This window comes from Ochrobactrum soli (assembly GCF_003664555.1).
Lineage (GTDB): Bacteria > Pseudomonadota > Alphaproteobacteria > Rhizobiales > Rhizobiaceae > Brucella > Brucella teleogrylli.
On sequence record NZ_RCHH01000007.1, the window covers coordinates 212,335 to 237,382 of the forward strand.

Sequence of the window (25,048 nt, forward strand, 5' to 3'; positions counted from 1 at the left end):
ATATTGAAAGATATAGAGATATATGAAGAGGTCCAAACCCTGTTCATTTTGCGAGAATCTGTTGCTTGACAGAAATGCGGTCCTCTGCAACTTTTTGCTATCCAAACCGTTTTCGATTTTGAACAACCGCTTACAGAATGGATGGGAGGAGGGAACAATGAAATCAATAAAGGGAATGCTCGCGGCCTGCGTGGCTTTGGGCCTTGCGACAGTCAGCGCACAGGCGGTGGAAATTTCGCTCGCTGCCAATTCGACGGGCAACAACATCAAGTTCTTGCAGGACCAGATCGTCAAATTCGAGAAGGATACCGGCAACAAGGTCAATATCGTTTCGATGCCGCCGTCATCGAGCGAGCAGTTCAGCCAGTATCGCCTGTGGCTGGCGGCAGGCAATGCAGATATCGACGTCTATCAGACCGATGTGGTCTGGGCACCGCAATTGTCCGACCAGTTTGTTGACCTCACCGAGGCAACGAAGGATGTTACTGCTGCGCATTTCCCATCGATCATTGCATCGCAGACCGTCAATGGGAAGCTGGTCGCGCTGCCGTTTTATACGGATGCGCCCGCCTTGTTCTACCGCAAGGATCTTCTCGAAAAATACGGCAAGACGGTTCCCAAAACCTGGGATGAAATGACGGCGACCGCCAAGGAAATCATGGATAAGGAGCGGGCCGACGGCAAGTCCGATCTCTGGGGGTTTGTCTTTCAGGGCAATGCCTATGAAGGGCTGACCTGCAACGCGCTTGAATGGATCAAGTCGTCGGGCGGTGGCCAGATCGTCGAGGCCGACGGCACGATTTCGATTAATAATGAGAAGGCCGCCGCAGCCATCGACCGCGCCAAGGGCTGGATCGGATCGATCTCGCCGCAAGGCGCGCTGGCCTATCAGGAAGAGGAATCGCGCGGTGTCTGGCAGACCGGCAATGCGGTCTTCATGCGCAACTGGCCCTATGCCTATGCGCTGGGCAACAGCGCCGATAGCGGCGTGAAGGGCAAGTTCGACGTTGCTCCACTGCCTGCTGGCGCCGATGGAGATGCTCCATTCTCCACACTTGGCGGCTGGAATCTTGCAGTGTCCAAATATTCGACCAAGCAGGAAGCAGCCATCGCTCTGGTGAAATATCTGGCCTCGCCGGAAGTGCAGAAGGTGCAGGCGGTCGAGATTTCGCGCCTGCCGACCATCGAAGCGCTTTACGACGACAAGGATGTCATTGCGGCGCAGCCTTTCATGGCCAATTGGAAGCCGATTTTCCAGAATGCCGTGCCGCGTCCGTCGGCTGCGACGAAGGTGAAGTATAATGAAGTGTCGTCAAAATTCTGGACGGCGGTTCACAAGACACTCTCCGGCAACGGAACGGCTGCGGAGAATCTCGAAATGCTTGAGGTCGAGCTGACCGAGCTGGAAGGTTCCGGCTGGTAAGGACCGATCAAGCCGCGTTCGGGTTGTCCTCCCAAGCCCCGCCCATCCCCTAGGTGGGCGACCCGAACGCTCATATTCCTCTGGGCAGGACCAAGAGCTGGATCATGACAGAGACTTCTTTCGATCGTGCGGAGGCCGCGCCGTCAAAGCTGCGCGTGCATTCCGATCTGCGCAGCCAGCGCATCCGGTCTGCATGGGTGTTTCTCGCCCCGACATTGTTCGTGCTGGCGCTGGTGGCCGGTTGGCCACTGCTTAGAACCATTTATTTCAGCTTCACCAATGCCTCGCTGACCAGCCTTGGCACAGCAGAGTTTGTCGGCTTCAATAATTATCTGTCCTGGGTGACGCTCAAGAGCGGCCGTACCATCTATCGTGGACTTTTGGCCGACCCGGCATGGTGGGGCGCGGTCTGGAACACGGTAAAATTCACGCTGCTTTCGGTCAGTCTGGAAACGGTGTTCGGACTGATCGTGGCGCTGGTGCTCAACGCCAATTTTCCGGGGCGCGGTCTGGTGCGCGCGGCGATCCTGATCCCGTGGGCGATCCCCACAATCGTCTCGGCCAAGATCTGGCACTGGATGCTCAACGACCAGTTCGGCATTCTCAATCACATCCTGCTCAATCTCGGGCTTATCAGCCAGAAAATCGCCTGGACCGCCAATCCGGACACAGCAATGATCGCGGTTTTGATTGTCGATGTCTGGAAAACGACGCCCTTCATGGCGCTGCTTATTCTGGCCGGTTTGCAGATGGTGCCGACGGATATTTATGAAGCGGCCAGGATCGATGGCGTGCATCCGCTGAAAGTGTTCTGGCGCGTGACGCTGCCGCTGATCCGCCCGGCGCTGATGGTGGCGATCATCTTCCGCATGCTGGATGCGCTGCGCATATTCGATCTTATCTATGTGCTGACGCCCAACAATGCGCAGACAAAAACCATGTCGGTCTTTGCGCGTGAAAATCTGTTCGATTTCGACAAGTTTGCCTATGGCGCGGCGGCATCGACAATGCTGTTCCTCATCATCGCTGCCATCACCTTGCTCTACATGTTCTTCGGGCGTGTGAACATCACCAGCAGGGGAGACTAGAAGATGCGGTGCATAAAGTTAGCTGGCTTCTATCTTCTTGTGGCGATTATTATTCTGGTTGCAGTGTTCCCGTTCTATTATGCAATTATCACCAGTGTGAAATCGGGAACGGCGCTATTTCAGGTCGATTACTGGCCGACCAATTTCTCGATTGAAAACTATACCAGCGTGCTGACGCAGGGCAGCTTTCTGCGCAGTCTCGGCAATTCGCTGCTGGTGGCAACACTTGTGGTGGCGATCTCGCTTCTGTTGGCGATAACGGCGGCCTATGCGCTGGCGCGGGTTCGCTTCAGGGGCAGGGGGCTGCTGCTGCTCACCATTCTTTCGGTGTCGATGTTCCCCCAGATCGCCGTGCTGGCCGGTCTGTTCGAGCTGATCCGTTTCTTGGGCATTTTCAACACGCCGCTGGCGCTGATCTTCTCCTACATGATCTTCACTTTGCCTTTCACGGTGTGGGTGCTCACCACCTTCATGCGCGATCTGCCGGTGGAGATCGAGGAAGCCGCCATCGTCGACGGCGCGTCGCCTTGGGTCATCATAACGCGGGTGTTCATGCCGTTGATGTGGCCCGCCTTGGTGACGACAGGTCTGCTTGCCTTCATCTCTGCATGGAACGAGTTCCTGTTCGCGCTCACCTTCACCTCGTCCGGCGGTCAGCGCACCGTGCCAGTGGCTATCGCACTGTTGTCCGGCAGCAGCCAGTTCGAAATCCCCTGGGGCAATATCATGGCGGCTTCGGTCATCGTCACGGTTCCCCTCGTCATCCTCGTGCTCATCTTCCAGCGGCGGATTGTCTCCGGTCTGACGGCGGGTGGCGTAAAGGGCTAGGAGTATAGTCATGGCAGAACTTCAATTGCGCGATGTGCGCAAGTCTTTCGGCAACTTCGATGTCATCAAGGGCGTGGATATGGATATCCGCCCCGGTGAGTTCATGGTCTTTGTCGGTCCATCGGGTTGCGGAAAATCCACCTTGCTGCGTTTGATTGCCGGGCTGGAGGAGATCACGTCCGGCAGTCTTGCCATTGACGGAACCGTGGTCAACAGTTTCACCCCGTCGAAGCGCGGTATTGCCATGGTGTTCCAGTCCTATGCGCTTTATCCGCATATGACGGTCTATGAAAACATGGCCTTCGGCATGCAGCTTGCAGGCAAAAGCAAGGACGAATGCAAGAGCCGCATTCATAAAGCTGCGGAGATGCTGCAACTGACGCCCTATCTGGAGCGTCTGCCGCGCCAGCTTTCCGGCGGCCAGCGCCAGCGCGTGGCCATCGGCCGGGCCATCGTGCGCGATCCCAAGGTTTTCCTGTTCGACGAACCCTTGTCCAACCTCGATGCGGCGCTACGTGTGGCTACAAGGCTTGAGATCGCCAAGCTCCACCAGAGCATGGAAGACACCACCATGATCTATGTGACGCATGATCAGGTGGAGGCGATGACACTGGCCGACCGCATCTGCGTGCTGCGCGATGGACGTGTGGAGCAGGTGGGTACGCCGCTTGAGCTTTACGAAAAGCCGAACTCGCTTTTCGTCGCCGGGTTCATCGGATCGCCGAAGATGAATTTCCTGACCGGCCAACATGCCGAGCCTTTCGGTGCTCATACGGTGGGTTTGCGTTCGGAGCATCTCGCCGTTGTGTCCGAGGGCGGCCACTGGACCGGTCAGGTGATCCACACCGAAATCCTCGGTTCCGACACCTATGTCTATATCGATCTTGGCCTGGAGGAACCGCTGGTGGTCCGTGAAAGCGGTGTCGCGGTGCGCAAATCCGGCGAGACGCTCTCGGTTTCCCCCGCAGGAGACAATATTCATCGCTTCGATGAAAAGGGCCGCGCCGTTTGACGCCGACCTCCCAAGCTCAATGAGATGAAACAACCGGGCCGTGATGCCCGCAGCAAGGAGAATATCCGTGCCTATTCGCACAATCGTCTGGGGTGAAAACATCCACGAGCAGATCAACGAAACGGTGCGTTCGGTCTATCCGAACGGCATGCACAACACGATTGCCGATGCGTTGAATACCGACAGCGCCATTCAAGCGACGACCGCCACCTTGCAGGAGCCGGATCATGGCTTGCCGGAAGCGCGTCTGGTCGAGACCGATGTACTGGTCTGGTGGGGGCACAAGGATCACGGTGCCGTCAGCGATGAGGTGGTGGAGCGCGTGGCCAGGCGCGTCTTCGAAGGTATGGGGCTGATCGTGCTCCATTCCGGCCATTTCTCCAAAATCTTCAAGCGGGTCATGGGCACGCCCTGCGCGCTGAAATGGCGTGAGGCGGGCGAGCGCGAGCGCGTCTGGGTTGTCAATCGCGGCCATCCAATCGCGCAGGGACTGGATGAGAATTTCGTGCTCGAGAACGAAGAAATGTATGGCGAACAGTTCTCCGTGCCGGAGCCGCTGGAAACGGTGTTCATTTCGTGGTTCGCGGGCGGCGAAGTGTTTCGCTCCGGCATGACATGGCGGCGCGGCGCGGGCAATGTGTTCTATTTCCGCCCCGGACATGAAACCTACCCGACCTATCACGATGCCAATGTGCAAACCGTTCTGCGCAATTCGGTCAAATGGGCGTACAATCCGCAACCGGCATGGACGGGCATCCACGCCGCGCCGAATGTTCCGGTCGAAAAAGCGCTGGAGCCGATTGTCGAGCGTGGACCCAAGCTGCACAAGGCCGGTGAAGCCGGCTATCGCTGAGGTGCAAGATGCGTCTTCTTATTCTGGGTACTGGCGGCATGGCGAAAAACCATGCCGAAGCCTTCGGGGCGATCCATGGCGTAGAGGTTGTCGCGGCCTGTGATGTGTCGGCGGAGCGCGTCGATGCGTTTTCGGAAAACCACGACATTCACAACCGCTTCACGCGGCTTGAGGATGCGCTGGAATGGGGCCGTTTTGATGCAATCGCCAATGTGACGCCCGACGCCATTCATCACCCGACCACGCTGGCGCTGGTCGGCGCGGGCAAGCACGTCTTTTGCGAAAAGCCGCTGGCGGAAAGCTATGAAAAGGCCGCCGAAATGGCCGATGCCGCCGAGCAGGCCAATGTCGTCAATATGGTCAATCTGACCTATCGCAATGTTGCGCCCTTGCAGAAGGCGCGCGAAATGGTGCTGGCCGGAGAAATCGGACAGGTGCGCCACTTCGAGGCGTCCTATCTGCAAAGCTGGCTGGTGTCGAAGACGTGGGGCGACTGGAAGACCGAGAGCAAATGGCTCTGGCGGCTTTCCACGCGCCATGGGTCGAATGGTGTTCTGGGCGATGTCGGCATTCATATCCTCGACTTCGCATCCTATGCCATCGGCAGCGATGTGCAGCGGGCGTCCGCTCGGCTCAAAACTTTCGACAAGGCGGAAAACGACCATATTGGCGAATATGTGCTGGATGCCAATGACAGCTTCGTCATGATGGCGGAATATGCCAATGGTGCGCTGGGTGTCATTCATGCCAGCCGCTGGGCGACCGGCCATCTGAACGAGCTGCGCTTGCGCATCCATGGCGACAAGGGCGCGCTGGAAGTGCTCCATACACCCACCGGATCAAGCCTGCGCGGTTCTATCGGCGAGGATATCGAAACGCCGGTCTGGCGGGATATCGATGCCGGTATCGTTGAGACGAACTATCAGCGCTTTGCCCGTGCCGTGGCTGACGGTGTCGGGCTGGAGCCGAGTTTCCGCCATGCCGCCAACCTGCAACGCGTGCTCGATCATGCCATGGTCGTGGACAAGCCCTTGCCGGAAGTGGTCGAAAACTGACCATCGTAACGCCGGTCTGTCGCAAACAGGCCGGCGTTTTGCGCCTGGCAATCTCTCTACCGCAGAGTGCGGGATATTTCCGCCTGTGCCGCTTTCAGCGCGGGAAGGTAACGTGTGATGACGTCGGCCATCGGTTCATCGGTCAAAGCCAGGCCGACATTCAGCGCCGCAACCACCTTGCCATGAAAATTGGTCAGCGGCACCGCCATGGAGCGCAGGCCGATTTCCACTTCCTGATCAATGCCTGCATAGCCCTGCTCGCGGACGCGGGCCAGTTCTTCCATGATGCGTGCCAGATCGGTTTCCGTCCGGGGTGTGCGGGCGATGCGCTGGCTCGCATTCAGCGTTTCAAGCGCCTCTTCATGAGGCAAGGCCGCCAGCAGCACCCGCCCCATCGAGGTGCAATAGGCTGGCAATCGCGATCCCGGCATCAGCATCACCGACATGACGCGCTGCTGCGCCGCACGGGCGACATAAACGATTTCCGTCTCATCAAGAATGGAAACGGACGTGCTTTGGCGGATTTCGTCCGACAGGCGGTCGAGAAATGGCTGCACGATACGCGGAAGCGGCATCGAGGCGAGGCATCCTGTGCCAAGCCGCAGGATGCGCGGTGTCACCGTAAAATATTTGCCGTCATAGGCACAATAACCAAGCTCGGCCAATGTCAGCAGGCAGCGCCGCGTTGTGGCGCGATCATAACCGGAAATCTCCGCTGCATCGGAAATGCTGAGCCTCGGATGATCGAAGGTGAAAGCCTCGATAACCTTCAGGCCTTTGGCCAGCCCGCCCATCATGTCGCGATCCTTGATCTGCACGCAGGCAATCTCCGTATTTGTGCGATTATCGAACAAAGTAAGCATAACGCACAAAACTATTGTGGTCGAGGGGGCATCGTTTTATTCAATCTCGAGCGCATTTTTGAAAGACGGTTCCCCAATTTTCGGCATGCGTACTGCCCGGCCCGAGTTTGGCGCTGCGGTCGTCTGAGGAGAAAAATATGGACAAGACAATAGGAAGCCTTGCGGAAGCGGTTGCTGGGATCGGCGATGGCGCGACCGTGATGATCGGCGGGTTTGGTGGATCGGGCGCGCCGATTGAACTCATTCACGCGCTCATCGACAAGGGGCCGAAGAACCTGACGGTCATCAACAACAATGCTGGTAACGGTCGCATCGGCATTGCCGCCATGATCGACGCGGGACTGGTCAGGAAGATGATCTGTTCGTTTCCGCGTTCGTCCGATCCGCGCGCCTTCACGGACAAATATCTGGCTGGTGAAATCGAGCTTGAGCTGGTTCCGCAGGGAACGCTCGCCGAACGCATCCGCGCTGGTGGCGCTGGCATCCCGGCCTTCTATACGCCAACTGCCTATGGCACTGAGCTTGCCGAGGGCAAGGTGATCGCTGAATTCGATGGCCGCTCTTATGTGCAGGAACGCTGGCTGAAGGCCGATTTCGCGCTGATCAAGGCGCACGTGGCTGATATTCACGGCAATCTCAATTACCGCATGGCGGCGCGCAACTTCAATCCGCTGATGTGCATGGCTGCCGGCAAGACCATCGTGCAGGCGTCGCAGATCGTGCCGCTCGGCGGCATCGAGCCGGAGAACATCATCACGCCGGGCATCTTCGTCGACAGCATTGTCGAGGTTACAAACCCGCAGCAGGAAGAAGAACTCATTCGGGCAGGAGTGGCCTACGTATGACCGTCGATACTCGTGAGGACATCAAGCTTTCCAACGCCCAGATCGCCTGGCGCGCGGCGCAAGATATTGCCGATGGCGCTTATGTGAATCTTGGGATTGGTTTTCCTGAAATGGTTGCCCGCTATCAGCCGGAAGGCCGCGAGGCGATCTTCCACACCGAAAACGGCATTCTCGATTTCGGCGAAGCGCCGCCGGAAGGCGAGGAAGACTGGGATCTCATCAACGCAGGCAAAAAGGCGGTTACGCTGAAGCCAGGTGCTGCCTTCTTCCACCATGCCGACAGCTTTGCCATGGTGCGCGGCGGCCATCTCGATGTGGCGATCCTCGGCGCCTATCAGGTTGCGCAAAACGGCGATCTCGCGAATTGGCGCGTCGGCGCCAAGGGTGTGCCTGCCGTCGGCGGCGCGATGGACCTCGTCCATGGTGCCAAGCAGGTGGTGGTCATCACCGAGCACGTCACCAAAAAGGGCGAGCCGAAGCTGGTGGAAAAATGCGCTTTTCCGCTGACGGGCGTCGGCTGCATCACGCGCATCTACACCAGCCATGCGGTGATTGACGTTGATAAGGGCCGTTTTGTGCTGCGCGAAAAGCTTGCCGCGATGACACTGGAAGAGCTACAGGCTATGACCGGCGCTAAGCTGCATATCGATGGCCCTGTCGCCGATCTCGTTGTTCCAGAATTGTGAGGCCTGTCATGACCGAAGCCTATATTTGCGATTATATCCGTACTCCCATTGGTCGTTATGGCGGCGCGCTTTCTGCAGTCCGTGCCGACGATCTCGGTGCCGTTCCGTTGAAAGCACTCATGGCGCGCAACACGTCGGTCGATTGGGAAGCCGTCGATGATGTCATCTTCGGTTCGGCCAATCAGGCAGGCGAAGACAACCGCAATGTCGCGCGTATGTCGCTGCTGCTGGCCGGTCTGCCGGTTGGCGTTTCTGGCACCACGATCAACCGTCTGTGCGGTTCGGGCATGGATGCGGTCGTCGCCGCTGCCCGCGCGATCAAGGCAGGCGAAGCGGAACTGATGATTGCCGGTGGCGTGGAAAGCATGAGCCGCGCGCCTTTCGTCATGCCAAAGGCTGATAGCGCCTTTTCGCGCAAGGCGGAAATCTTCGATACCACCATCGGCTGGCGCTTCGTCAATCCGTTGATGAAGAAGCAATATGGCGTCGATTCCATGCCGGAAACCGGCGAGAACGTTGCCGAAGACTATAAGGTCTCGCGCGCCGATCAGGATGCTTTCGCCGTTCGCAGCCAGAACAAGGCCGCTGAGGCGCAGGCCAATGGCCGTCTGGCCAAGGAAATCGTGGCGGTCACCATTCCGCAGCGCAAGGGTGATCCTGTCGTCGTGGACAAGGACGAGCATCCGCGTGCCACCAGCATCGAAGCGCTGGCCAAGCTGCCGACGCCTTTCCGCGAAGGCGGCACGGTCACGGCGGGCAATGCGTCGGGCGTCAATGATGGTGCGGCCGCATTGATCGTTGCTTCCGAAGCGGCGGTAAAGAAATATGGCCTCACGCCTATCGCCCGCGTTGTGGGTGGCGCGACGGCTGGTGTGCCGCCGCGTGTGATGGGCATCGGCCCGGCTCCGGCAACCAGGAAGCTCAGCGCCCGTATCGGCATTGCGCCCGATGCTTTCGACGTGATCGAGCTGAACGAGGCGTTCGCTTCGCAGGGCCTCGCCGTGCTGCGCGAACTGGGCATTGCCGACGACGACAGCCGCGTCAATCCGAATGGCGGCGCGATTGCGCTTGGTCACCCGCTCGGCATGTCGGGTGCGCGCATTGCGGGCACCGCGGCGCTGGAACTGTCGCTGAACGGCGGCAAATATGCGCTGGCTACCATGTGCATCGGCGTCGGTCAGGGCATTGCCATCGCGCTCGAACGCGTTTGATCGAACTTCTTCATCTCCAGCGAAGTTGTGAAGCAGCTTTGCTGGAGATGTGCGGGAATGATGGCGGAAGGAAATGGGGGTCGAACCCACCAGAGACCGTCTATCAGCCCCTCCCGGATTTGAAGTCCGGACATGCCACCGGGCATGCATCCCTTCCAGATATTTGATATTATTGCATAATTTCTAGTTTGATGGTTGCGCAGATTAGCAGTTTGCTACCCATTTGCTACCATTTATTTTTTCTTCTTTCCTACAGCACGAGTGATCATTGCGTCAATCTGTGCCGCCGCATTGGCCTGCATACCCGGCATGACATGCGAATAAAGATCGAGCGTGATGCCGATAGTTGAGTGGCCGAGGCGTTCACTGGCAATCTTCGGATGAACGCCAGCGGCAAGTAACTGCGTGGCGTGGGTGTGCCGTAGGTCATGAAACCTGATGCGAGGCAGTTCTGGATTGCTTTTGATCAAGTCCTGCCATGCGTCGGTTAGCGATCTTGGCTGAAGCGGTTTCCCTTCATGGTCCGCAACGATAAAGTTGTCGTCGTTCAGCCGTATTCCAAGCAGTAAAAGGTTTTCCGCCTGTTTGGCCCGATGTGTCTGCAAAGCCTTGGTTACAGAGGTCGGGAGATCGACAACGCGCCCCTTCCCGGATTTTGGTTCCTTGTAACGGGTTTCTTTGTTCGTCTGTTCGGCGCTCTCGATCACGAATATCCGCGATCCTTCGAAATCGACATGCTTCCAGCGCAGGGCCGCAATTTCACCACGCCTCATTCCGCACATTACCGCAAGAAGCACCGGTATATGCAGGCGCTTGCCTTCGACGGCCTGCAACAACATTGCTGTCTGGTTGGCGTCAAAAGCTTTCATTGGCTTTTTTACCAGCTTCGGAGCCTTTGATGTCGTGGCCGGGTTCCTCGGCAGCAATTCCCATGTCACAGCCTGACCGAGCGCCATGACAAGCACACGGCGAATATGTCGGACTGTGGTTGGCGATAGACCGCCTTTGCCGTCTACGCGGCCAGAAACGAGCGCTGTTGATAGCGCGTTGTCAATGCGCTCAGTTTTGAGCTTATTCAAAATGACATCGCCAAGCAGCGGCTTGATGTTCAGTTCGCAGAGTTCGGTATAACGCTCGTGGGTCTTACTGGATACGCTCGGCTTGACGTGAACAAGCCACCGTTTCAGAAATTCCGAAACCGTGGTTTTGTCCGGCTCGATGTAGACGCCGCCATTGAGTTCGGAAACCAGCCGGGCGCATTCGACTTGGGCTTGGCGCTTGGTTCCATGAAACGTGTGCCATTTGCGGCGGCGCTTGCCCGTTTCTGGATCGGGAACATCAAGGACAATTGCCCATTTGCCGGGCGAGCGTTCGCGAATGTGGCCTTTCATTCACCGATCTCCTCATCGTCAATATATGCAGGCAACGATTTCCGATATTCGGCAATCTTTAAAGTCCAGTATGCCATACGTTTTTCTGGCGTCATTTTTTCGTGCTCCTCCCTTTCTTCCGGAGACATTTTTGATCTTATGTGGCGAATTGCTGTAGCGTCGGAATATATTTCGGCGTCGGATGAGTACGCATCGATGATCTTGCTTATTTTATCCTCATTAGAACCTGCCTTTTGAAGTGCCTCGGACATACGATTTTCATCGAGAAGGGGGACAATTCTATTACTTTCTCGCACAAGCATTAGATAAATAGCTTCGCTTCTTCTCAAAATATTTTCGGAGTAGCCGACAAAGTAATCAAATATTGCCTTAGTCTCCTCGGTAGCATTCTCCGATTTCAACAGCGCGTAATCAAACAACTGCCTAGCCTCTTGAACTAACCATTCGGTATGGTCGGTTGCTGTTGGGATCACCTGTTCTAACGTGTTTCCGATTTGGATAAGGCGTCGGACGGCCTCAGAACGCGAAGGTACGCGATTTGCATAGCGCCAGTCGTCAATCGCTTCCAACTCATCCTTCGTAATCTTGATGTGAAGCCTCTCGGTTTCACTCTCACCCAATTTTGGCCGCGCCATCACAATCTCCACTATTAAGTGCATAAAGTGCGCACAAAATAGTTGCGGTCAAGTTAATTTTGTGTAAATTCGGTTTAGTGTGCACGAAACACACGAAACGGAGAGAAATGATGACGATTGATGAAGCGCTTACGAAACCCACAATCACAATCTTAGAGGCGGGGCAGTTGTTCTTTGGGCTATCACGGGATGCTTCTTATAGAGCCGCTCGTGCTGGCGATATACCAACCATTCCGGTTGGAGGTGTGAAGAGAGTGCCGGTCATGCGTCTCGCTGAAATGCTGGGTCTTCGCGCCAACATCGGGGGTCAGGTATGACCCAGAAAGCAAAAGGCCCGGCAGAGGTTGCAGCCTCAGCGCCGAGCCATGTTTCCCTCACACCACCTAAAGGAATGAAGAACATGGATAGCAATAGCACAGAAATTCCTGACCAAGCAAGGCAGCGAGTGCCGAGCTTGTACGATCTCGAAACGCCGATCTGCGAGCTTAAGACGTTTCTCTACATGCTTCAGGTCGTTTGGGAGGGGATGCCCATCGAAAAGATTAGGCGCTTCCCCAGCGATAAGTTGCTCATTTGCAGCAATGACCGTTCCGAGGCCATTTCGTTTTCAATCCTCGAAGCTCAGGAAAAGGCACGGGACGTTTTCAGTCTTTGGGAAAAGCTAGTGGAAGAAAAGAGGGCATCAGTATGAGCACTCCAGACGCCACGATTTCCAATCTCAAGGCGATCGAATACCAGTTCCACGATCTGAAGTGCATGGCCGGCATTCTGGCGGAAATGCTGGATACCATAATCGGCAGCACCAGCCGTTACGACGATATGAACAAGGTGCAGATCATGCCCGATGACCTGGACCGCCTTTCGTTCGCATGGAACGACGTTCTTAACCGATCGAACCGATTGGAGTTTGAATTCCTCAAGCAGCTTTATCCGCACAGCCCGGAGTTCAATCAATGATGCTCCTCTATTCATTCCGTAACCGCTGCTGGCAGTGGCTGGCGCTCTGGGCTTGCCGAAACGCCGACCGCTCATATGAAGACTTCTTGCGGAGGTACGACCGTTGAGTGCTGTACGTAAGCCAGTAACACTGAATGCAAATTTGCGTTTTGATCCGAAAATAAGCCCAGCTAACGATAGTCGGTCAGGCAAACGTCGGGAATTTAAGCCCGTGAAGGGCGTCAAGCTCCGCTGGCCGGAAGGGGCTAAGCAGCGCTTTGATTTGTTCGATGCTTGGCATGACGTTGCGATGCAAATCATCCATCGCGAGAAAGCAGGCCTTCGCATCATGGCTATCTCAAAGAAGGTGGTCAGATGGGCAACGGGCTCGATCAGGATCAGTAACGAGGAAATGGCGGAACGGGCGGGTTACTGCTCTCCCAAAACGATGAGCCGCGAAGTCCAAATTTACACTGCGCTCGGTTTGTTTGTTCCGAAAACCGAGTGGAAGCGTCCCTCCAGGGACAAGTTTCTGACCGTTCGAGAACTGTTTCTGTCGCTACCTAATCCGCTGCCGGAGGACATCAAACTACCGAATAACGAGCCGCTAAGTCTGGACAACAGTGGTCCCGACTTAGACGCCGTAAGTCTGGACAACAGTGGTCCAGGGGGTCGGGACAACAGTGGTCCCGCTACCATAGACCATTGTAAAGGGGGCGACGATGCAGCTTGATCTTTTCACCAATCGCAAGCCAGCAACCATTCATGCATTCCCGCTCTCGCGTAGACGCTTACTCGTCAACGAAGCAGCGGAAGCCCTGACCGTCAAAAGCTACTCGCAGGGGAAGGCGTATTGGACCCGCCTTGTAAATGGGCTTTGGAAGGAAATGGCGGCATCGGGCGTGAGCGCCCAGATGGTCGAAGCCGAGATAGCTGCATTGGCCGATGCTGTCAGCCAAGAAATGAATATCCGAAACAATTACCGCCGGACTGGAGGAAACGGATGACTTCTCTCGAAGCCAATAACGAGCCGCGCAGCGGGTCGATGGGGTCTGGGGGATCATCCCCCAGTGGGGGTTGGGGCGAAGCCCCGCATTCCAATGGAGGTGCCGCATGAGTGAGAATGGCAATCCCCGCGTGACCGAGGCAGCGAAATGGCTGGCGACCACGCCCGACCATCTGAAGCCGCACCCGGTTATCCAAGAGCTTCGCCAGCGTTTCGCATTAACGGCGCTCGAAGCCAGTCTGGCGGCAACTGAAGCCCGTCTTATCCGTGCGAGGTCAAACTGATGAGCAATCCTGAAGATGATCTGTCAGAAGAGGAAATTCGGACGATGGAGCGCAACCTACTCGCTAGCAAGCCGAGGCGCGGCCCGATCGTCGCGGTCAGTCACCGGAAATCGTCCGTCCCGAAAAAGGGAGCCACGGAAGTCCATATCTTGGCGCAATGGCTATCGAAGTATGACGAAGAAGAAGAGCGCCTCTTTCAAATCTATATCGTCTCTGGCGGTGTAAAAACCTTGCGAGCAACCGACCTGTATCGCGAGGAGATCAATAAGTTGGTTCGCGACTATCGCCGGGATAGCCCGAAGATTGAGGTCAGATGGTTCAATCCGAACGGCGAGGAACTGCACCCGCTATGAAACACCTCACGCCGCATGACAAAATGACTGATCCAAAGATCAAGATCATTTGGACATTACCCGCAATAGGTCATCGAATAGGAGTAGGTCCCGATTTTGTTCGCGACACATTAGCGAAGCAACCAGGCACGCCTATTAAGGAAATCGGTGGAAGATATTATGCGTTCGAAGAAGATCTAATCGCCTTCCTAAGATTTCAAGAGGGCAATAATTAAACTAATTATACTTATAAAAAGAGCTGCCCAACTAAGAATAGGCTTCGTTAGCATCTCCCTCTCTTCGAAAACCTGACGGCGTATCATCTGCTTTGCCTCATTCGTTAAGTAGTATACGCCGTGCAGGTCATTACGTTTCCAAAAATTATCATCTTTTCCTTCATACGAGCCATAAGGTCGATTAGGCACCGGTATTTTCCATCGTTCGGCGCGTTCAATCATTTGTTCAGTTTCGAGTTTTTCAATTTCAGACATGACTAAATCAGCTTCAAATCCGTACTCTGAAAGCAGCTTTTGAAATTCTTCTGACTTGGTCTTTAAGCTACTTGTCTTTTCACTCAGCTCAGTTCCCAACCTAGTCAACTCGTACCTTAATTGAATTAGCTCCTGCCTTCTTTCGTTGTTCCGTAAAGTTTGCCTGATCCAATCCATATTACCCCCGCTCAAACCATGAATACCGTTCTTAAACCGTTATCATAACTGGCGGGGCATAGGGCATAAACTGATGAATGAAGATATGGCCCTTTTCCAAATCCGCACCAGTTGAACAGAAGTCCGGCACGGCAGTGCCTGAAGACTGGCTGATCGAGCTATTCACCGGATCGGTAGCCAATGCGGCTCCAGTGTCCGCAGCTACGGCCATGACCGTTCCAGCCGTCAGCGCTGCCGTGCGTGTTATCTCGGAAGCTTGCGCCACGCTCCAAGTGAAGATCGTCACCATTGACGACAAGGGCCAAGCCTCCCCCGACTATTCTCACCCTGCCTATTCCCTCCTGACAAGTCAGGCCAACGGCTGGCTGTCTGGCTTCGAGCTTATCCGCGATCTGGTATCCGAGGCGCTTTGCAATGATGCAGGCGGCTTTGCGTGGATCAATCGCGTTGATGGCAAGCCTTATGAGATCATCCATTACGACAGCGGCAATATCGGTGTGCAGTACGATCCGAAAGGGACCGGCGAGCCGACCTACCGCCTGAATGGCAAGAAGATCAAAACCGATGACGTGATCCATCTGCGCGGTCCATTCAGCCGCTGCCCGCTCACTCTCGCCCGTATGGCTATTACAGCCGCCCACGTGATGGAAACCCATGCCGTCAACCTATTCCAGCGTGGTGCACGTCCCGGCGGCGTGATCGAGAACGAAAAACCCATCGGTGAAGACGGCGCGAAGAAGATGCTTCGTGCATGGAAAGCGGCCATGGAGGGCATCAGCAATTCCGGCAAGACGGCGGTTCTATGGGACGGTGCCAAGTGGAAGCCTATGACGCTGAATAGCGTGGACGCACAGTTCTTGGAGTTGCGCCGTTTCCAGATCGAAGAGATTGCCCGCGCTTTCAATATCCCGGCTCCCATGATTGGCGACCTGACCCGTGCCACATGGTCGAACAGCGAGCAGAAGGCCAAAGAATTCCTCTCCTATACGCTTGAGCCATGGCTTCGCGCCCTTGAGGCTGCGCTGACCCGCGCCCTGTTCAACCGGGATGAGCAAAAAAGCTGGAAGGTCGTATTCGAGCGCGACGACATCACCCGCGTGGACCTTGCAACGCGAGCAACCGCCTATGCTTCGATGATTGCCAGCCGTCTCTACAGCCCGAACGAAATCCGGGCTTGGGAAGGGGATGCTCCATACGAGGGCGGCGACGAACGTGTGAACCCGAATACCGGTTCCAGTCAGCCGGGCATCGTTCCGGCGAACAGCACCCCGAAAAATCCAGCAACCGTAGAGGCCGACAATGGAAAAGCTTGAGTTCAAATCCGCATTCACCGTTTCGGATGCTGGCGAGATCACCGGCTTGGCGTGGCCCTTCGGTTCGCCTGACATGGTGGGTGACGAAATCCTGCCGGGGGCCTTCAAGGGCGCATCCGCTCCCATGCCCATGCTGTTCGGTCACGATCAGCGCGAAACCGTGGGTGTATGGGACAGTTTCACCGAGACTGAGAAGGGTCTGGAAGTCCGTGGCCGTCTTCTCATCAACGAAGTGGCACGTGCGGCGGAAGTCCGTGCGCTTGTCCGTGAAAAGGCTGCAACCGGCCTGAGCATCGGTTTCGGCACCAAGAAGGCCGTAGCTCGCAAGGGCGGCGGTCGAACCATCTCCGAAGTCAATCTGATGGAAATCTCAATTGTGGCGATCCCGTGCCATCCCGGCGCGAGGATTACGTCCGCAAAGGCCGCGCAGGCCGGAAAGGAAGGCACAACCGTGTCTGATCAACAGCAGGAAGCCGCGCAGCAGCTTGCGGCAATCGAAACCAAGATGGGCGCTATGGAAACATCGCTCAAGAGCGTTGAAAAGCTCAATGAACGGCTGGACGGCATCGAAGCCAAGATGAACCGCCCAGACGGCACGACCGACAAGGAAGAAGGCAGCATCGAAAAGAAGGCGCTGAACAACTTCCTTCGCAATGGCGTGGCATCCCTGAACGAAGAGGATCAGAAGACCCTCAATCTGGGTACGCCTGCCGCCGGTGGTTATGTGACCGCGCCGGAATACTCGACCACCGTTATTGAGAAGGTGACCGAGTTCTCCCCGATGCGTTCGCTTGCTTCGATCATGTCCATTGGCACGACAGAAATCTATCTGCCGACGCTGGAAACGCCGCTTACCGGCAACTGGGTCACGGAAACCGGCCCGCGCCCATCGTCTGAACCGGTATTCGACCAGTTGAACATCAAGGTGTTCGAACATGCGGTCATTGTCCCGGTCAGCCAGCAGCTTATTGAAGACAGCTTCATCGACCTTCAGTCGTACCTTGCGGGCCAGATCGGTCAGCAGTTCGGCAAGGCTGAAGCAGCGGCATTCGTCACCGGCGACGGTAACGGCAAGCCGACCGGCTTCCTGAATGATCCGGCAGTCTTCGAAAAGGTCACCGCCGCACAGGATGGCACGGATGTCATCGATCAGCTTATCAAGCTGTTCTATGCCCTGCCTTCCGCATATGCCGCTCGCGCATCGTGGCTGATGAACCGCAAGACCATGGCCCTTATCCGTGGTTCGCTGGATACCACCAAGCGCATGCTCTGGGGTGACAGCCTTGCCACTGGTCAGCCTGCTACCCTTCTGGGCCGTCCGGTCTATGAAGCGGTTGATATGCCTGACTATCAGCCGGAAGTAGCCGCAGACACGTTCCCGGTTGCATTCGGTGACTTCTCTGCCGGTTACCAGATCGTGGATCGCGTGGGCGTACAGATCATGCGTGACGACTATACCGGTGCAGATAACGGCATCGTCAAAATCCGCGCACGTCGTCGTGTGGGTGGCAAGACAGTACAGCCTGAAGCTATCGCCCTGCTCAAGTCGGACGCGGCGTAATCAGATGGCAACCCGCGCTCCTTCCGTCTGTGGTCATTGTGGCAAGGCTCATCCAAGTGGTGAGCGTTGCGTCACCGCACTGCGGCTTGAGAAGGAGCGCAAGGCGCGCTTCGACCAGAAGCGACCAACGGCTAACCAACGTGGCTACAACAGTGAATGGGCAAAGGCGCGTAAGCAGTATCTAGCCGCCCATCCACTGTGCTGCCGCTGTGGTGCGCCCGCAAACGTGGTCGATCATATCAAGCCACACAAGGGCAACCACGCGCTGTTCTGGGATCGGTTCAACTGGCAGCCCCTTTGCACTCCTTGCCACTCAGGGCCGAAGCAGGCCGCAGAGAAGCGCATCCAGAAGGCGACCCCTGCTAAGGCATCCCGACCGGGGGGTGATCCTGAACTTTCCGCCTCGGCTGGGGACCGGCGCGGGCAGGCACTTACGAAAAAATTTCGAATTAGCTCTCGTTTTAATGAACACTGAGAGAGGTATTGTTCAATGATTGTTGACCTCGAATTGATGAAGGCCCAGCTCGGAATAACCGAGGACATGGGAACCATTGACGATGCTCTCATCAACCACGCGATTGAGGCCGCGCAAGATCATATTGAGCGACTTCTGGGCTTCAAGATCGAGGAGATTTATGGCGGCACCGACCAGCAGCCTATTCCAGCCTCTCTGAAGCAAGCCGTCCTGCTCACCGCTGCAAGCTGGTACGAGAACCGCGAAGGCGTTCTGGTCGGTGTGTCAGGTCAGGAACTGCCGTTCGGTGTTTGGCCCATCGTGAACGAATACCGCGAATGGAGCTTCTGACATGCGGGCAGGAAAGCTTGATCGCGTCATAGTCATTCAGCGCCACATGGTCATCGGAGACGATGGCATGGGCAACGAAATCCTTGGTTGGGGCGACCTTGTGACCTTGCGCGCCCAGATCGTGACCGCCAGCACCGAGGAATTCATCAGGTCTTACGGCATTACGACCGACAACGTGGTGATATTCCGCACCCGGTATTTCGCTTCCATCGATCCCGCCGACCGCATCCGCTTCGATGGCCGCAACTTCGATATCAAGGAAGTCACGCTGATAGGCCGTAATCGCGGTCTGGAAATGCGCTGTGTGAGGTTGGCCGAATGAGCACTCGCGGGCGCAAGGCCGAACTGAAGGCGATAGACGGCGGGCTGAAAGGCGTTCCCCAGCCTCCCGAAAGCGTACCTGAAAACATGGTGGCGGAATGGAACGCTATTGGCGCTGACTTGGCCGAACGGAAAATCCTGACAACGCCCGCTCTCGGATTGCTCGAAAGCTATCTGATTGCGCGCTGGTCAGCACAGGAGGCCCAGAAGGCTATCGCAGAACATGGCGTTCTGACGAAGACCGCTCACCAGATGCTCAAGCCTAATCCTGCCAACGGGCTTCTGTCGAAGTCGCTGGAAGCAGTGGCGCGTCTGGGCGCAGAGCTTGGCATCTCACCTGCATCTCGATCCAAGGGTCAGTTCCAGCCGAAAGGAGGGCAAGATGATAAAGGCGCGCCGTCCGGCCTGGTTGTTTGATGATAGCGATATACCCGATCCCTTCGGTTACGGTGAACGCGCTGTAGATTTCCTCAAGCGCCTCCATCATCCGAAGAGCGAGACCGGCAAGTTTGATCTGCCCCCATTCTGGGAAAGAGCGGTCAAACGCATCTATGGCCCTGCGTTTCCAGACGGCAGGCGTCAGGTGCGCACGGTATTCGCCTTGCTGCCACGTGGTGCGAGAAAGACCACGCTGGGCGCTGGCCTTGCATTGCTTCACACAGTCGGCTGGGAACGCAAGCCGGGCGGTCAGGCTGTGGTTGCGGCTTCCGCTGAAGAGGATGCAGTGATTGCCTATGAGGAAGCGGCAGGCATCGTCAAGGAAACCGACTGGCTGACCGAGAGCAAGGTCAAGCTGAACGAGAGCACATACATTCTTGAGCACAAGCTGTCAGGCGCAAAGTTCCGGGCATTGGCATCAGGCGGGAAAGGCAAGCTTGGCAAGACGCTGCAATTCGTTCTGGCTGACGAATTGATCGCGTGGGATGGGGACCGCTCCCGCAAGACATGGCAAGCGCTGCGCACCGGCATGAACAAGACCAAAGGGGCGTTGCTTGTCATCATCACACAGGCTGGACGCGGGCAAGAAAACCTTGCCTTCGGTCTGCTCGACTATGCGCGCAAGGTACAATCCGGCGAAGTGGAAGACCCCAGCTTCCTGCCGATCCTGTTTGAAACGGACCCTACCGAGAAATCAAAATGGACCGGCGACGGCGTGGAGGAATTCGACGGCTGGCAGGATGAACGCCTCTGGCACTTCATGAACCCCGGCTTGCCTCTGGGCTTTCCAGATATTGACGGCTTGCGCGACTATGCCAGAGAGGCACATGAACGTCCTTCAGAGCGTGACGCCTTTTGTCAGTTCCATCTCAACATGTGGATGGACTACAGCGATAGCCCGTTCGTGGAAATGCCAGTCTATGACGAAGGCCGGGGCTTGGTCGATCTTGAGGACAAGGAAGCCACACAGGAGCCGTGCTGGCTTGCTGTGGACCTTTCCAGCACTTCGGACCTTTCGGCCATTGTAGCCGTCTGGGGAAGCCGTGAGCGGGGATATGAAGCCTATCCGTGGTTCTTCTGCCCCGAAGACAATCTTCAGCGCCGCGCTGACAAGGACGATGTTCCCTATCCCCAGTGGGCAGAGGAAGGATTAATCACGCCCACACCCGGCAACGTGATCGATTTCCGCATTGTCGAGGATCAAATCAGGGAGCTTTGCGCCCGCTTCAACGTGCAGGAGATCGCATTCGATCCGCACTTGGCGCGGAACACCCTGAACAATCTTCTTGAGGATGGCTTCCCGGCTGTGGAGATGCGTCAGGGCTGGATCACCATGGCCCCAGCAATCGCAGAGCTTGAGCGGGCTATTATGGGCCGTCAGTTCAAGCATGGGGGTCATCCGATCCTACGCTGGCACTTCGACAACATAGCCGTTGAAGTCGACAAGTCAGGAAACAAGAGCTTCCACAAAGGCAAGTCCAAGGATCGCATTGACGGCGCTGTAGCCGCTGCCATGGCCGTCGCTCGCTGTGCCGCTGGCGAAAGCAATGTGTCGTCATACGCCACCACGGACGAACGCGAAGTTATCGAGATGGGGGCGATCTGATGAACTTTGTCGCCAAGTTTACAGGCCGTGCGCTCTCCGAAGAAGAAATCAGGATCGTGCGCAGTGCCTACGAGCGCCAGAATATTCGGGAAACAAAAAAGCGGATCGCAGCTAGGGCAAAACCGAGAAAGCTCAATGACGATCTGCGCACCCGCCTGCTGGATACAGTGATTGTTATCCTGAAGGAAGGAAGACCCACGCTATTCGCTCTGGAGGGCACCTGTCGGCACCATGTGCGGGCTTTCCTTTGTGTTGAGGGATGGGGATGGGAAGAAGCGGATATCGCGTCTGCTGACATCGTTCTGACCGCTCTTAACCGAATTGGAGCGAAGCGCCCGTCATGGGCAGATGGTCAGCCCGAATATCGTGGCAACGGCTTTCACGGCAACATGCGCCGTTGCATCAATCAGAAGTGCCATGCGCCGCTCGAAGAAAATCAGAAGCTCTACTGCTCTGATCATTGTCGGCATTACGTCAACGTATCGCGTTGGATGGAACGAAACAAAGAGCATGCGCTGGCGCAGAAAGTCATCAACCGGGCAAAGCGCAAGGCTGCCGATCCTGAAGCGTTCAAGGCTAAGCAACGGGAATATCAACGCCGCCAAGACGAAAAGCGCCCGGTCAGGGAATGCGTTCTATGCAGCAAGCCGTTCAAGGCGAACAAAACACAGCGCTACTGTTCCGATGCATGCAAGTACAAACGTAACGAGGCCGACAAAGAGCGGGCATGTGTTGTCTGTTTCAATCGGTTCTTCGTCCGCTGGGCTTCAGAACCTAAGCAGACGTGCTCCAGGAAATGCGCGGCGCGTCTCGCACGATATGGCCCGTCTAAGCCATTGAATTCCAACAATTTCAAATGTGAACCCGTTTCGGTGGAGAACAACCCATGACCGATGAGAAGAAGCACGTCGATAGCGTGAAGGCCCTGATGAATGGGAGCGAATACACTATCGCAATCCAGCGCCATGCATTGCCGTATTTCGAGGCCGATCACGGTTCGGCAATCTCGATGCTCAAGCGCCTGATGGGCAATTCGTGGACGGCCAAGGATGTCACAGACGTTCTCGATTTTGCCATGTGCAGACAGCCCGCAGAAGGCACAAACCTGATGCAATGGCAGATGCAGAAGGATTTTACCAAGGTTCACGGCGTGTTGGTGGCATTCACCGAGACCGTGCGGTCTACAGCGGTCAGGGAGGCTGTTCGTGCACATGGCGTAGGGACATATGCCCCGCTCGCTTCAATGGTGCTCCTTGCCGCGCTGTACGGCATTGATGAAGCAGATGCTTCCTTCTCCGATGAGGAGGAGAACGCCGATGGCTAAGGCGTGGCATACCAGTGCTGCATTCAAGCGCCGTCTCCTTGCTTTGCCTAACAAGGTGCTCAAGGAGACGAACGCGGCAATTGAAAAGAACGCGGATGAATGGGTCCGTGTGTCTCGCAGCATGGCTCCCGTCGATCCAGAGGACGGCATTCATCTTAAGCCCAGTATTCGCCACCAAGACAGCGAGACAGGCGGGCAGATCGTGCGCGCAGGCGGCGAAGCCACGCGCAAGCCTACCAAGGACGGCGGCACTTACGATTACGCCATAGCGCAGGAATTCGGGACGCAAGACATGCAGGCGAACCCGTTCTTCTGGCCTGCCTACCGTCTTCTGAAGAAGAAGTTCGGGAGCCGCCGCAGCCGCGCCATGAACAAGGCAATCAAGGATTTCAACAATGGCAAATGAACCCGCACTGTATGCGCGCATGGAAATGCGTGTGAAAGAGGCCGAAAAGCAGATGGCGAAGTTTGCCAAGCAGCTTGACGGTGAAATGGGCAACATGGAGCGCCGCACCAACAAGGCGGCGAAGAATATGGAAAGTTCGCTCGCTCGCGGCTTCTCCAAGATGAAGGGCCTTGTATCTGAATTCGGCAAGGGGCTGTTTGCGGGCATCGCTGCCGGAGGCGTGGTTGGCCTCGCCGCGAGCGTACAGGCGGTCACAAAGTCATTTGCGGACCTTGGCCGCGAAGCGCAGACAGCTGGTATCAACGTCAAGGATTTCCAGCGCTGGCGTTATGTTGCCGACCAGAACCGGATCGGCGTGGATGCTCTGATTGACGGCTTCAAGGAGCTTAATCTCCGGGCTGATGAGTATATCCAGACCGGCAAGGGATCGGCAGCAGAAAGCTTCCAGCGGCTCGGCATGTCACCGGCAGAGGTGAAGGAGCGCATCAAAGACCCGTCGAAATTCATGCTGGAACTGATCGACCGTACCCGTCGCCTGAAGGACACAGCGGCAGGCGTTCGCATCTTTGATGAGCTTCTAGGCGGTCAGGGTGGCGAGCAGTTTGTCAGGCTCGTTGAGCAAGGCCGCGACGGAATTACCAAGACGCTCAATGAAGCCGAGAAGATGGGCGCTGTCTTCGACGCTGACTTCATCAAGAAGGCTGACGAGATCGACAAGGCTTTCAACCGTCTGGCGACCACGATGGGCACGGCGGTCAAAGGCGCTATCGTGGAAGCAGCGACGGCGCTGCAAGGCTTCCTGTCGTCGTGGCAGGGCATGGAAAACAAAACCCTGTCTGGCATCAATGCTGAACTGGACACGCTTACCAAGCGCAGAGAGCAGCTTCTTGCTCAAAAAGGCGGGTGGGAAGATAGCGTTCTGGGCGTCGTCGGTAAGGATGCAGCCACCGAGCTAAAGGCCGTAGACGATCAGATGGCGCGCCTACAGGCCCGCAAGGACGAGCTTACCGCCGTCAAACTCGACACCATCACAATCGAGCCGCCGGTAAAGCCATATACCCCGCCTGACACCAAGAAAAAGGGCAAGTCAGATGAGGAAAAGGCGCGTGACAAGGCAGCCAAAGCCGCTGAGCGCGAACGCAAGGCCGTCACCGATCTGATCAAAGACCTTCAGTTCGAAGCATCACTGGTTGGCAAGACGGCGGTGGAAAAAGAGAAGATGACCGCTCTTCGCCAAGCAGGAGCAGCGGCCACGGCAGCAGAACGCGCCCAGATCGAGCAGCTTGTGGAAAGCACCTACAAGGCTAATGAGGCTTTCGACAAGCAGCGGGCCGCAATAGAGGAAATCAACGATGCAGGGCGCGAGTTCGCCGGTACGCTGGTTGATGGGCTTCTTTCCGGCGCAAAGGCCACAGACGTGCTGTCAGACGCACTTAAAGGCCTTGCAAGCCGGTTCCTCAATTCTGGCCTGGATGCGCTGTTTAATGGCCTCACAGGTGGCGGGCAGACATCGTTCCTGTCGGGCATCATTCCGGGCTTTGCTTCCGGCGGCTATACGGGCGGTGGCGGCAAGAATGTTCCGGCTGGCGTAGTCCACAAGGGCGAATATGTCTTCGATCAAGAAGCCGTTCGGAAGGCTGGCGGTCCCGCTGCACTCGAAGCCATGCGCCGTGGCTTGAAAGGTTATGCGAACGGCGGCGCGGTAGGAGTGCCGAGCATGGCAGCAATTAGCGCGCCCCGTATTCCGTCACTGGCGAGCATGTCGCAGACGAACAACAACACCCAGAACAATTCACCGAACATCAACGTGAATGTGTCAGGCGCGAACGGTAATGCTGAGATAGCGGCCATGGTTCAACAAGGCGTTGCTCGCGGCATTGAGGCTTGGCAGGGAACGACACAGTTCACACTCGCAGTCGGTAGAGGAGCGCAGATGGCACAGCGCAAAGGTATGGTGAGACGGCCATGACATCACCAACTTACGAGCTTCAGGGCGCTATCGTCCAACGGCTGAAGAACGATCCGGCCTTGTCCGCTATGATCGGTGGCCGGGTTTATGATCAGGGTAAGCGCTGTTTTCAGGCCACGGCTTTGAGATCGTGCGTTGCGGCATAGGCCCAAGGCAGCAGGTCGTCGATCTGGCTATTTGGATGATTGT

General features: G+C 56.5%; 29 protein-coding genes and 1 tRNA gene. 25 read left to right on the plus strand and 5 right to left on the minus strand.

Annotated features, from left to right (window positions below):
- Window positions 1-157 precede the first annotated feature (157 nt).
- The 6 genes from D8666_RS14495 (at window position 158) to D8666_RS14520 (ending at window position 6,259) form a co-directional block, all read left to right on the plus strand.
- Window positions 158-1,423: an ABC transporter substrate-binding protein gene (locus D8666_RS14495; protein WP_121538456.1), complete on the plus strand. Its 1,266-nt coding sequence runs from the start codon at window positions 158-160 to the stop codon at window positions 1,421-1,423.
- Between the two features lie 104 nt (window positions 1,424-1,527).
- Entirely contained in the window at window positions 1,528-2,511 is a 984-nt protein-coding gene (locus tag D8666_RS14500) for a carbohydrate ABC transporter permease (protein ID WP_121538458.1), read from the plus strand.
- 3 nt (window positions 2,512-2,514) lie between these two features.
- Window positions 2,515-3,339, plus strand: a complete 825-nt coding sequence (locus D8666_RS14505; RefSeq protein ID WP_121538460.1) for a carbohydrate ABC transporter permease — start codon at window positions 2,515-2,517, stop codon at window positions 3,337-3,339.
- Between the two features lie 10 nt (window positions 3,340-3,349).
- The gene (locus D8666_RS14510; protein WP_109366912.1) at window positions 3,350-4,351 is read left to right on the plus strand and encodes an ABC transporter ATP-binding protein; all 1,002 of its coding nucleotides are present in this window, start codon (window positions 3,350-3,352) and stop codon (window positions 4,349-4,351) included.
- A gap of 67 nt (window positions 4,352-4,418) precedes the next feature.
- A complete protein-coding gene (locus D8666_RS14515) occupies window positions 4,419-5,204 on the plus strand; it encodes a ThuA domain-containing protein (protein ID WP_109366913.1) in 786 nt (261 codons plus the stop codon).
- 8 nt (window positions 5,205-5,212) lie between these two features.
- Window positions 5,213-6,259 carry a Gfo/Idh/MocA family protein gene (locus D8666_RS14520; RefSeq protein ID WP_109366914.1) on the plus strand — a complete coding sequence of 349 codons (1,047 nt, stop codon included), beginning with the start codon at window positions 5,213-5,215 and terminating at the stop codon, window positions 6,257-6,259.
- Between the two features lie 56 nt (window positions 6,260-6,315).
- Here the strand turns inward: D8666_RS14520 and D8666_RS14525 are convergent, their stop codons facing one another.
- Window positions 6,316-7,053 (minus strand): IclR family transcriptional regulator domain-containing protein, encoded by a 738-nt coding sequence (locus D8666_RS14525; protein ID WP_371830825.1) that lies wholly within the window; start codon window positions 7,051-7,053, stop codon window positions 6,316-6,318.
- A 206-nt stretch (window positions 7,054-7,259) separates the two neighbouring features.
- Between D8666_RS14525 and D8666_RS14530 the strand changes: the two genes are divergently transcribed.
- The 3 genes from D8666_RS14530 to pcaF are packed head-to-tail and all read left to right on the plus strand — an operon-like array spanning window position 7,260 to window position 9,864.
- Window positions 7,260-7,967 carry a 3-oxoacid CoA-transferase subunit A gene (locus D8666_RS14530; RefSeq protein WP_109366916.1) on the plus strand — a complete coding sequence of 236 codons (708 nt, stop codon included), beginning with the start codon at window positions 7,260-7,262 and terminating at the stop codon, window positions 7,965-7,967.
- Entirely contained in the window at window positions 7,964-8,653 is a 690-nt protein-coding gene (locus D8666_RS14535) for a CoA transferase subunit B (protein WP_109366917.1), read from the plus strand. The genes D8666_RS14530 and D8666_RS14535 overlap by 4 nt, the downstream gene beginning before the upstream one ends.
- Window positions 8,654-8,661: 8 nt before the next feature.
- Window positions 8,662-9,864: a 3-oxoadipyl-CoA thiolase gene (gene pcaF / locus D8666_RS14540; protein ID WP_109366918.1), complete on the plus strand. Its 1,203-nt coding sequence runs from the start codon at window positions 8,662-8,664 to the stop codon at window positions 9,862-9,864.
- 61 nt (window positions 9,865-9,925) lie between these two features.
- Here the strand turns inward: pcaF and D8666_RS14545 are convergent.
- The 3 genes from D8666_RS14545 to D8666_RS14555 form a co-directional block, all read right to left on the minus strand.
- Window positions 9,926-10,021, minus strand: a tRNA-Sec gene (locus D8666_RS14545).
- Window positions 10,022-10,097: 76 nt separating this feature from the next.
- The gene (locus D8666_RS14550) at window positions 10,098-11,255 is read right to left on the minus strand and encodes a site-specific integrase (RefSeq protein ID WP_121538462.1); all 1,158 of its coding nucleotides are present in this window, start codon (window positions 11,253-11,255) and stop codon (window positions 10,098-10,100) included.
- Entirely contained in the window at window positions 11,252-11,890 is a 639-nt protein-coding gene (locus tag D8666_RS14555) for a hypothetical protein (protein ID WP_121538464.1), read from the minus strand. Before D8666_RS14555 ends, D8666_RS14550 begins: the two co-directional genes overlap by 4 nt.
- Before the next feature lie 313 nt (window positions 11,891-12,203).
- Between D8666_RS14555 and D8666_RS14565 the strand changes: the two genes are divergently transcribed.
- From D8666_RS14565 to D8666_RS14585, 6 genes are all read left to right on the plus strand, one after another.
- A complete protein-coding gene (locus D8666_RS14565; RefSeq protein WP_121538468.1) occupies window positions 12,204-12,581 on the plus strand; it encodes a hypothetical protein in 378 nt (125 codons plus the stop codon).
- On the plus strand, window positions 12,578-12,847 hold the full coding sequence (locus D8666_RS14570) for a hypothetical protein (protein WP_121538470.1): 270 nt from the start codon (window positions 12,578-12,580) through the stop codon (window positions 12,845-12,847). The genes D8666_RS14565 and D8666_RS14570 overlap by 4 nt, the downstream gene beginning before the upstream one ends.
- Window positions 12,848-12,950: 103 nt before the next feature.
- Entirely contained in the window at window positions 12,951-13,559 is a 609-nt protein-coding gene (locus D8666_RS14575; protein ID WP_147438003.1) for a hypothetical protein, read from the plus strand.
- Window positions 13,549-13,833, plus strand: coding sequence for a DUF6074 family protein (locus tag D8666_RS14580; protein WP_121538475.1), 285 nt, complete (start codon window positions 13,549-13,551; stop codon window positions 13,831-13,833). The genes D8666_RS14575 and D8666_RS14580 overlap by 11 nt, the downstream gene beginning before the upstream one ends.
- Window positions 13,834-13,939: 106 nt before the next feature.
- Window positions 13,940-14,116 (plus strand): hypothetical protein, encoded by a 177-nt coding sequence (locus D8666_RS24240; protein WP_167836090.1) that lies wholly within the window; start codon window positions 13,940-13,942, stop codon window positions 14,114-14,116.
- Entirely contained in the window at window positions 14,116-14,469 is a 354-nt protein-coding gene (locus D8666_RS14585; protein ID WP_121538477.1) for a hypothetical protein, read from the plus strand. Before D8666_RS24240 ends, D8666_RS14585 begins: the two co-directional genes overlap by 1 nt.
- A gap of 188 nt (window positions 14,470-14,657) precedes the next feature.
- Here the strand turns inward: D8666_RS14585 and D8666_RS14590 are convergent, their stop codons facing one another.
- Window positions 14,658-15,038, minus strand: a complete 381-nt coding sequence (locus D8666_RS14590) for a hypothetical protein (RefSeq protein ID WP_147438004.1) — start codon at window positions 15,036-15,038, stop codon at window positions 14,658-14,660.
- Between the two features lie 155 nt (window positions 15,039-15,193).
- On the opposite strand from D8666_RS14590, the gene D8666_RS14595 reads away from it, so the two are divergent.
- The 10 genes from D8666_RS14595 (at window position 15,194) to D8666_RS14640 (ending at window position 24,859) form a co-directional block, all read left to right on the plus strand.
- On the plus strand, window positions 15,194-16,429 hold the full coding sequence (locus D8666_RS14595) for a phage portal protein (RefSeq protein WP_121538481.1): 1,236 nt from the start codon (window positions 15,194-15,196) through the stop codon (window positions 16,427-16,429).
- On the plus strand, window positions 16,416-17,990 hold the full coding sequence (locus tag D8666_RS14600) for a phage major capsid protein (RefSeq protein WP_121538483.1): 1,575 nt from the start codon (window positions 16,416-16,418) through the stop codon (window positions 17,988-17,990). The genes D8666_RS14595 and D8666_RS14600 overlap by 14 nt, the downstream gene beginning before the upstream one ends.
- 490 nt (window positions 17,991-18,480) lie before the next feature.
- Window positions 18,481-18,795: a head-tail connector protein gene (locus D8666_RS14610; protein WP_109367371.1), complete on the plus strand. Its 315-nt coding sequence runs from the start codon at window positions 18,481-18,483 to the stop codon at window positions 18,793-18,795.
- Between the two features lies 1 nt (window position 18,796).
- Complete coding sequence (locus D8666_RS14615; RefSeq protein ID WP_121538487.1) at window positions 18,797-19,117, plus strand: phage head closure protein; 321 nt, start codon at window positions 18,797-18,799, stop codon at window positions 19,115-19,117.
- Window positions 19,114-19,533: a phage terminase small subunit P27 family gene (locus tag D8666_RS14620; protein WP_121538489.1), complete on the plus strand. Its 420-nt coding sequence runs from the start codon at window positions 19,114-19,116 to the stop codon at window positions 19,531-19,533. Before D8666_RS14615 ends, D8666_RS14620 begins: the two co-directional genes overlap by 4 nt.
- Window positions 19,499-21,160, plus strand: a complete 1,662-nt coding sequence (locus tag D8666_RS14625; RefSeq protein WP_121538491.1) for a terminase large subunit — start codon at window positions 19,499-19,501, stop codon at window positions 21,158-21,160. Before D8666_RS14620 ends, D8666_RS14625 begins: the two co-directional genes overlap by 35 nt.
- Window positions 21,160-22,050, plus strand: coding sequence for a hypothetical protein (locus tag D8666_RS14630; protein WP_121538493.1), 891 nt, complete (start codon window positions 21,160-21,162; stop codon window positions 22,048-22,050). The genes D8666_RS14625 and D8666_RS14630 overlap by 1 nt, the downstream gene beginning before the upstream one ends.
- Entirely contained in the window at window positions 22,047-22,484 is a 438-nt protein-coding gene (locus D8666_RS24005; protein WP_147438005.1) for a hypothetical protein, read from the plus strand. The genes D8666_RS14630 and D8666_RS24005 overlap by 4 nt, the downstream gene beginning before the upstream one ends.
- Complete coding sequence (locus D8666_RS14635) at window positions 22,477-22,890, plus strand: HK97-gp10 family putative phage morphogenesis protein (RefSeq protein ID WP_167836091.1); 414 nt, start codon at window positions 22,477-22,479, stop codon at window positions 22,888-22,890. Before D8666_RS24005 ends, D8666_RS14635 begins: the two co-directional genes overlap by 8 nt.
- Window positions 22,880-24,859, plus strand: coding sequence for a hypothetical protein (locus tag D8666_RS14640; protein WP_121538497.1), 1,980 nt, complete (start codon window positions 22,880-22,882; stop codon window positions 24,857-24,859). The genes D8666_RS14635 and D8666_RS14640 overlap by 11 nt, the downstream gene beginning before the upstream one ends.
- The last annotated feature ends 189 nt before the right edge of the window (window positions 24,860-25,048 follow it).

Excerpts from the sequence above, each read along its gene's own strand:
- pcaF (WP_109366918.1), top strand. The coding sequence starts at position 8,662 with ATGACCGAAGCCTATATTTGCGATTATATCCGTACTCCCATTGGTCGT.
- D8666_RS24005 (WP_147438005.1), top strand. The coding sequence starts at position 22,047 with ATGACCGATGAGAAGAAGCACGTCGATAGCGTGAAGGCCCTGATGAAT.
- D8666_RS14505 (WP_121538460.1), top strand. The coding sequence starts at position 2,515 with ATGCGGTGCATAAAGTTAGCTGGCTTCTATCTTCTTGTGGCGATTATT.
- D8666_RS14630 (WP_121538493.1), top strand. The coding sequence starts at position 21,160 with ATGAACTTTGTCGCCAAGTTTACAGGCCGTGCGCTCTCCGAAGAAGAA.
- D8666_RS14585 (WP_121538477.1), top strand. The coding sequence starts at position 14,116 with ATGAGCAATCCTGAAGATGATCTGTCAGAAGAGGAAATTCGGACGATG.
- D8666_RS14595 (WP_121538481.1), top strand. The coding sequence starts at position 15,194 with ATGAAGATATGGCCCTTTTCCAAATCCGCACCAGTTGAACAGAAGTCC.
- D8666_RS14535 (WP_109366917.1), top strand. The coding sequence starts at position 7,964 with ATGACCGTCGATACTCGTGAGGACATCAAGCTTTCCAACGCCCAGATC.
- D8666_RS14600 (WP_121538483.1), top strand. The coding sequence starts at position 16,416 with ATGGAAAAGCTTGAGTTCAAATCCGCATTCACCGTTTCGGATGCTGGC.
- D8666_RS14525 (WP_371830825.1), bottom strand. The coding sequence starts at position 7,053 with ATGGGCGGGCTGGCCAAAGGCCTGAAGGTTATCGAGGCTTTCACCTTC.
- D8666_RS14620 (WP_121538489.1), top strand. The coding sequence starts at position 19,114 with ATGAGCACTCGCGGGCGCAAGGCCGAACTGAAGGCGATAGACGGCGGG.
- D8666_RS14635 (WP_167836091.1), top strand. The coding sequence starts at position 22,477 with ATGGCTAAGGCGTGGCATACCAGTGCTGCATTCAAGCGCCGTCTCCTT.
- D8666_RS14495 (WP_121538456.1), top strand. The coding sequence starts at position 158 with ATGAAATCAATAAAGGGAATGCTCGCGGCCTGCGTGGCTTTGGGCCTT.
- D8666_RS14615 (WP_121538487.1), top strand. The coding sequence starts at position 18,797 with ATGCGGGCAGGAAAGCTTGATCGCGTCATAGTCATTCAGCGCCACATG.
- D8666_RS14530 (WP_109366916.1), top strand. The coding sequence starts at position 7,260 with ATGGACAAGACAATAGGAAGCCTTGCGGAAGCGGTTGCTGGGATCGGC.
- D8666_RS14520 (WP_109366914.1), top strand. The coding sequence starts at position 5,213 with ATGCGTCTTCTTATTCTGGGTACTGGCGGCATGGCGAAAAACCATGCC.
- D8666_RS24240 (WP_167836090.1), top strand. The coding sequence starts at position 13,940 with ATGAGTGAGAATGGCAATCCCCGCGTGACCGAGGCAGCGAAATGGCTG.
- D8666_RS14500 (WP_121538458.1), top strand. The coding sequence starts at position 1,528 with ATGACAGAGACTTCTTTCGATCGTGCGGAGGCCGCGCCGTCAAAGCTG.
- D8666_RS14610 (WP_109367371.1), top strand. The coding sequence starts at position 18,481 with ATGATTGTTGACCTCGAATTGATGAAGGCCCAGCTCGGAATAACCGAG.
- D8666_RS14580 (WP_121538475.1), top strand. The coding sequence starts at position 13,549 with ATGCAGCTTGATCTTTTCACCAATCGCAAGCCAGCAACCATTCATGCA.
- D8666_RS14570 (WP_121538470.1), top strand. The coding sequence starts at position 12,578 with ATGAGCACTCCAGACGCCACGATTTCCAATCTCAAGGCGATCGAATAC.
- D8666_RS14555 (WP_121538464.1), bottom strand. The coding sequence starts at position 11,890 with ATGGCGCGGCCAAAATTGGGTGAGAGTGAAACCGAGAGGCTTCACATC.
- D8666_RS14510 (WP_109366912.1), top strand. The coding sequence starts at position 3,350 with ATGGCAGAACTTCAATTGCGCGATGTGCGCAAGTCTTTCGGCAACTTC.
- D8666_RS14550 (WP_121538462.1), bottom strand. The coding sequence starts at position 11,255 with ATGAAAGGCCACATTCGCGAACGCTCGCCCGGCAAATGGGCAATTGTC.
- D8666_RS14640 (WP_121538497.1), top strand. The coding sequence starts at position 22,880 with ATGGCAAATGAACCCGCACTGTATGCGCGCATGGAAATGCGTGTGAAA.
- D8666_RS14565 (WP_121538468.1), top strand. The coding sequence starts at position 12,204 with ATGACCCAGAAAGCAAAAGGCCCGGCAGAGGTTGCAGCCTCAGCGCCG.
- D8666_RS14625 (WP_121538491.1), top strand. The coding sequence starts at position 19,499 with ATGATAAAGGCGCGCCGTCCGGCCTGGTTGTTTGATGATAGCGATATA.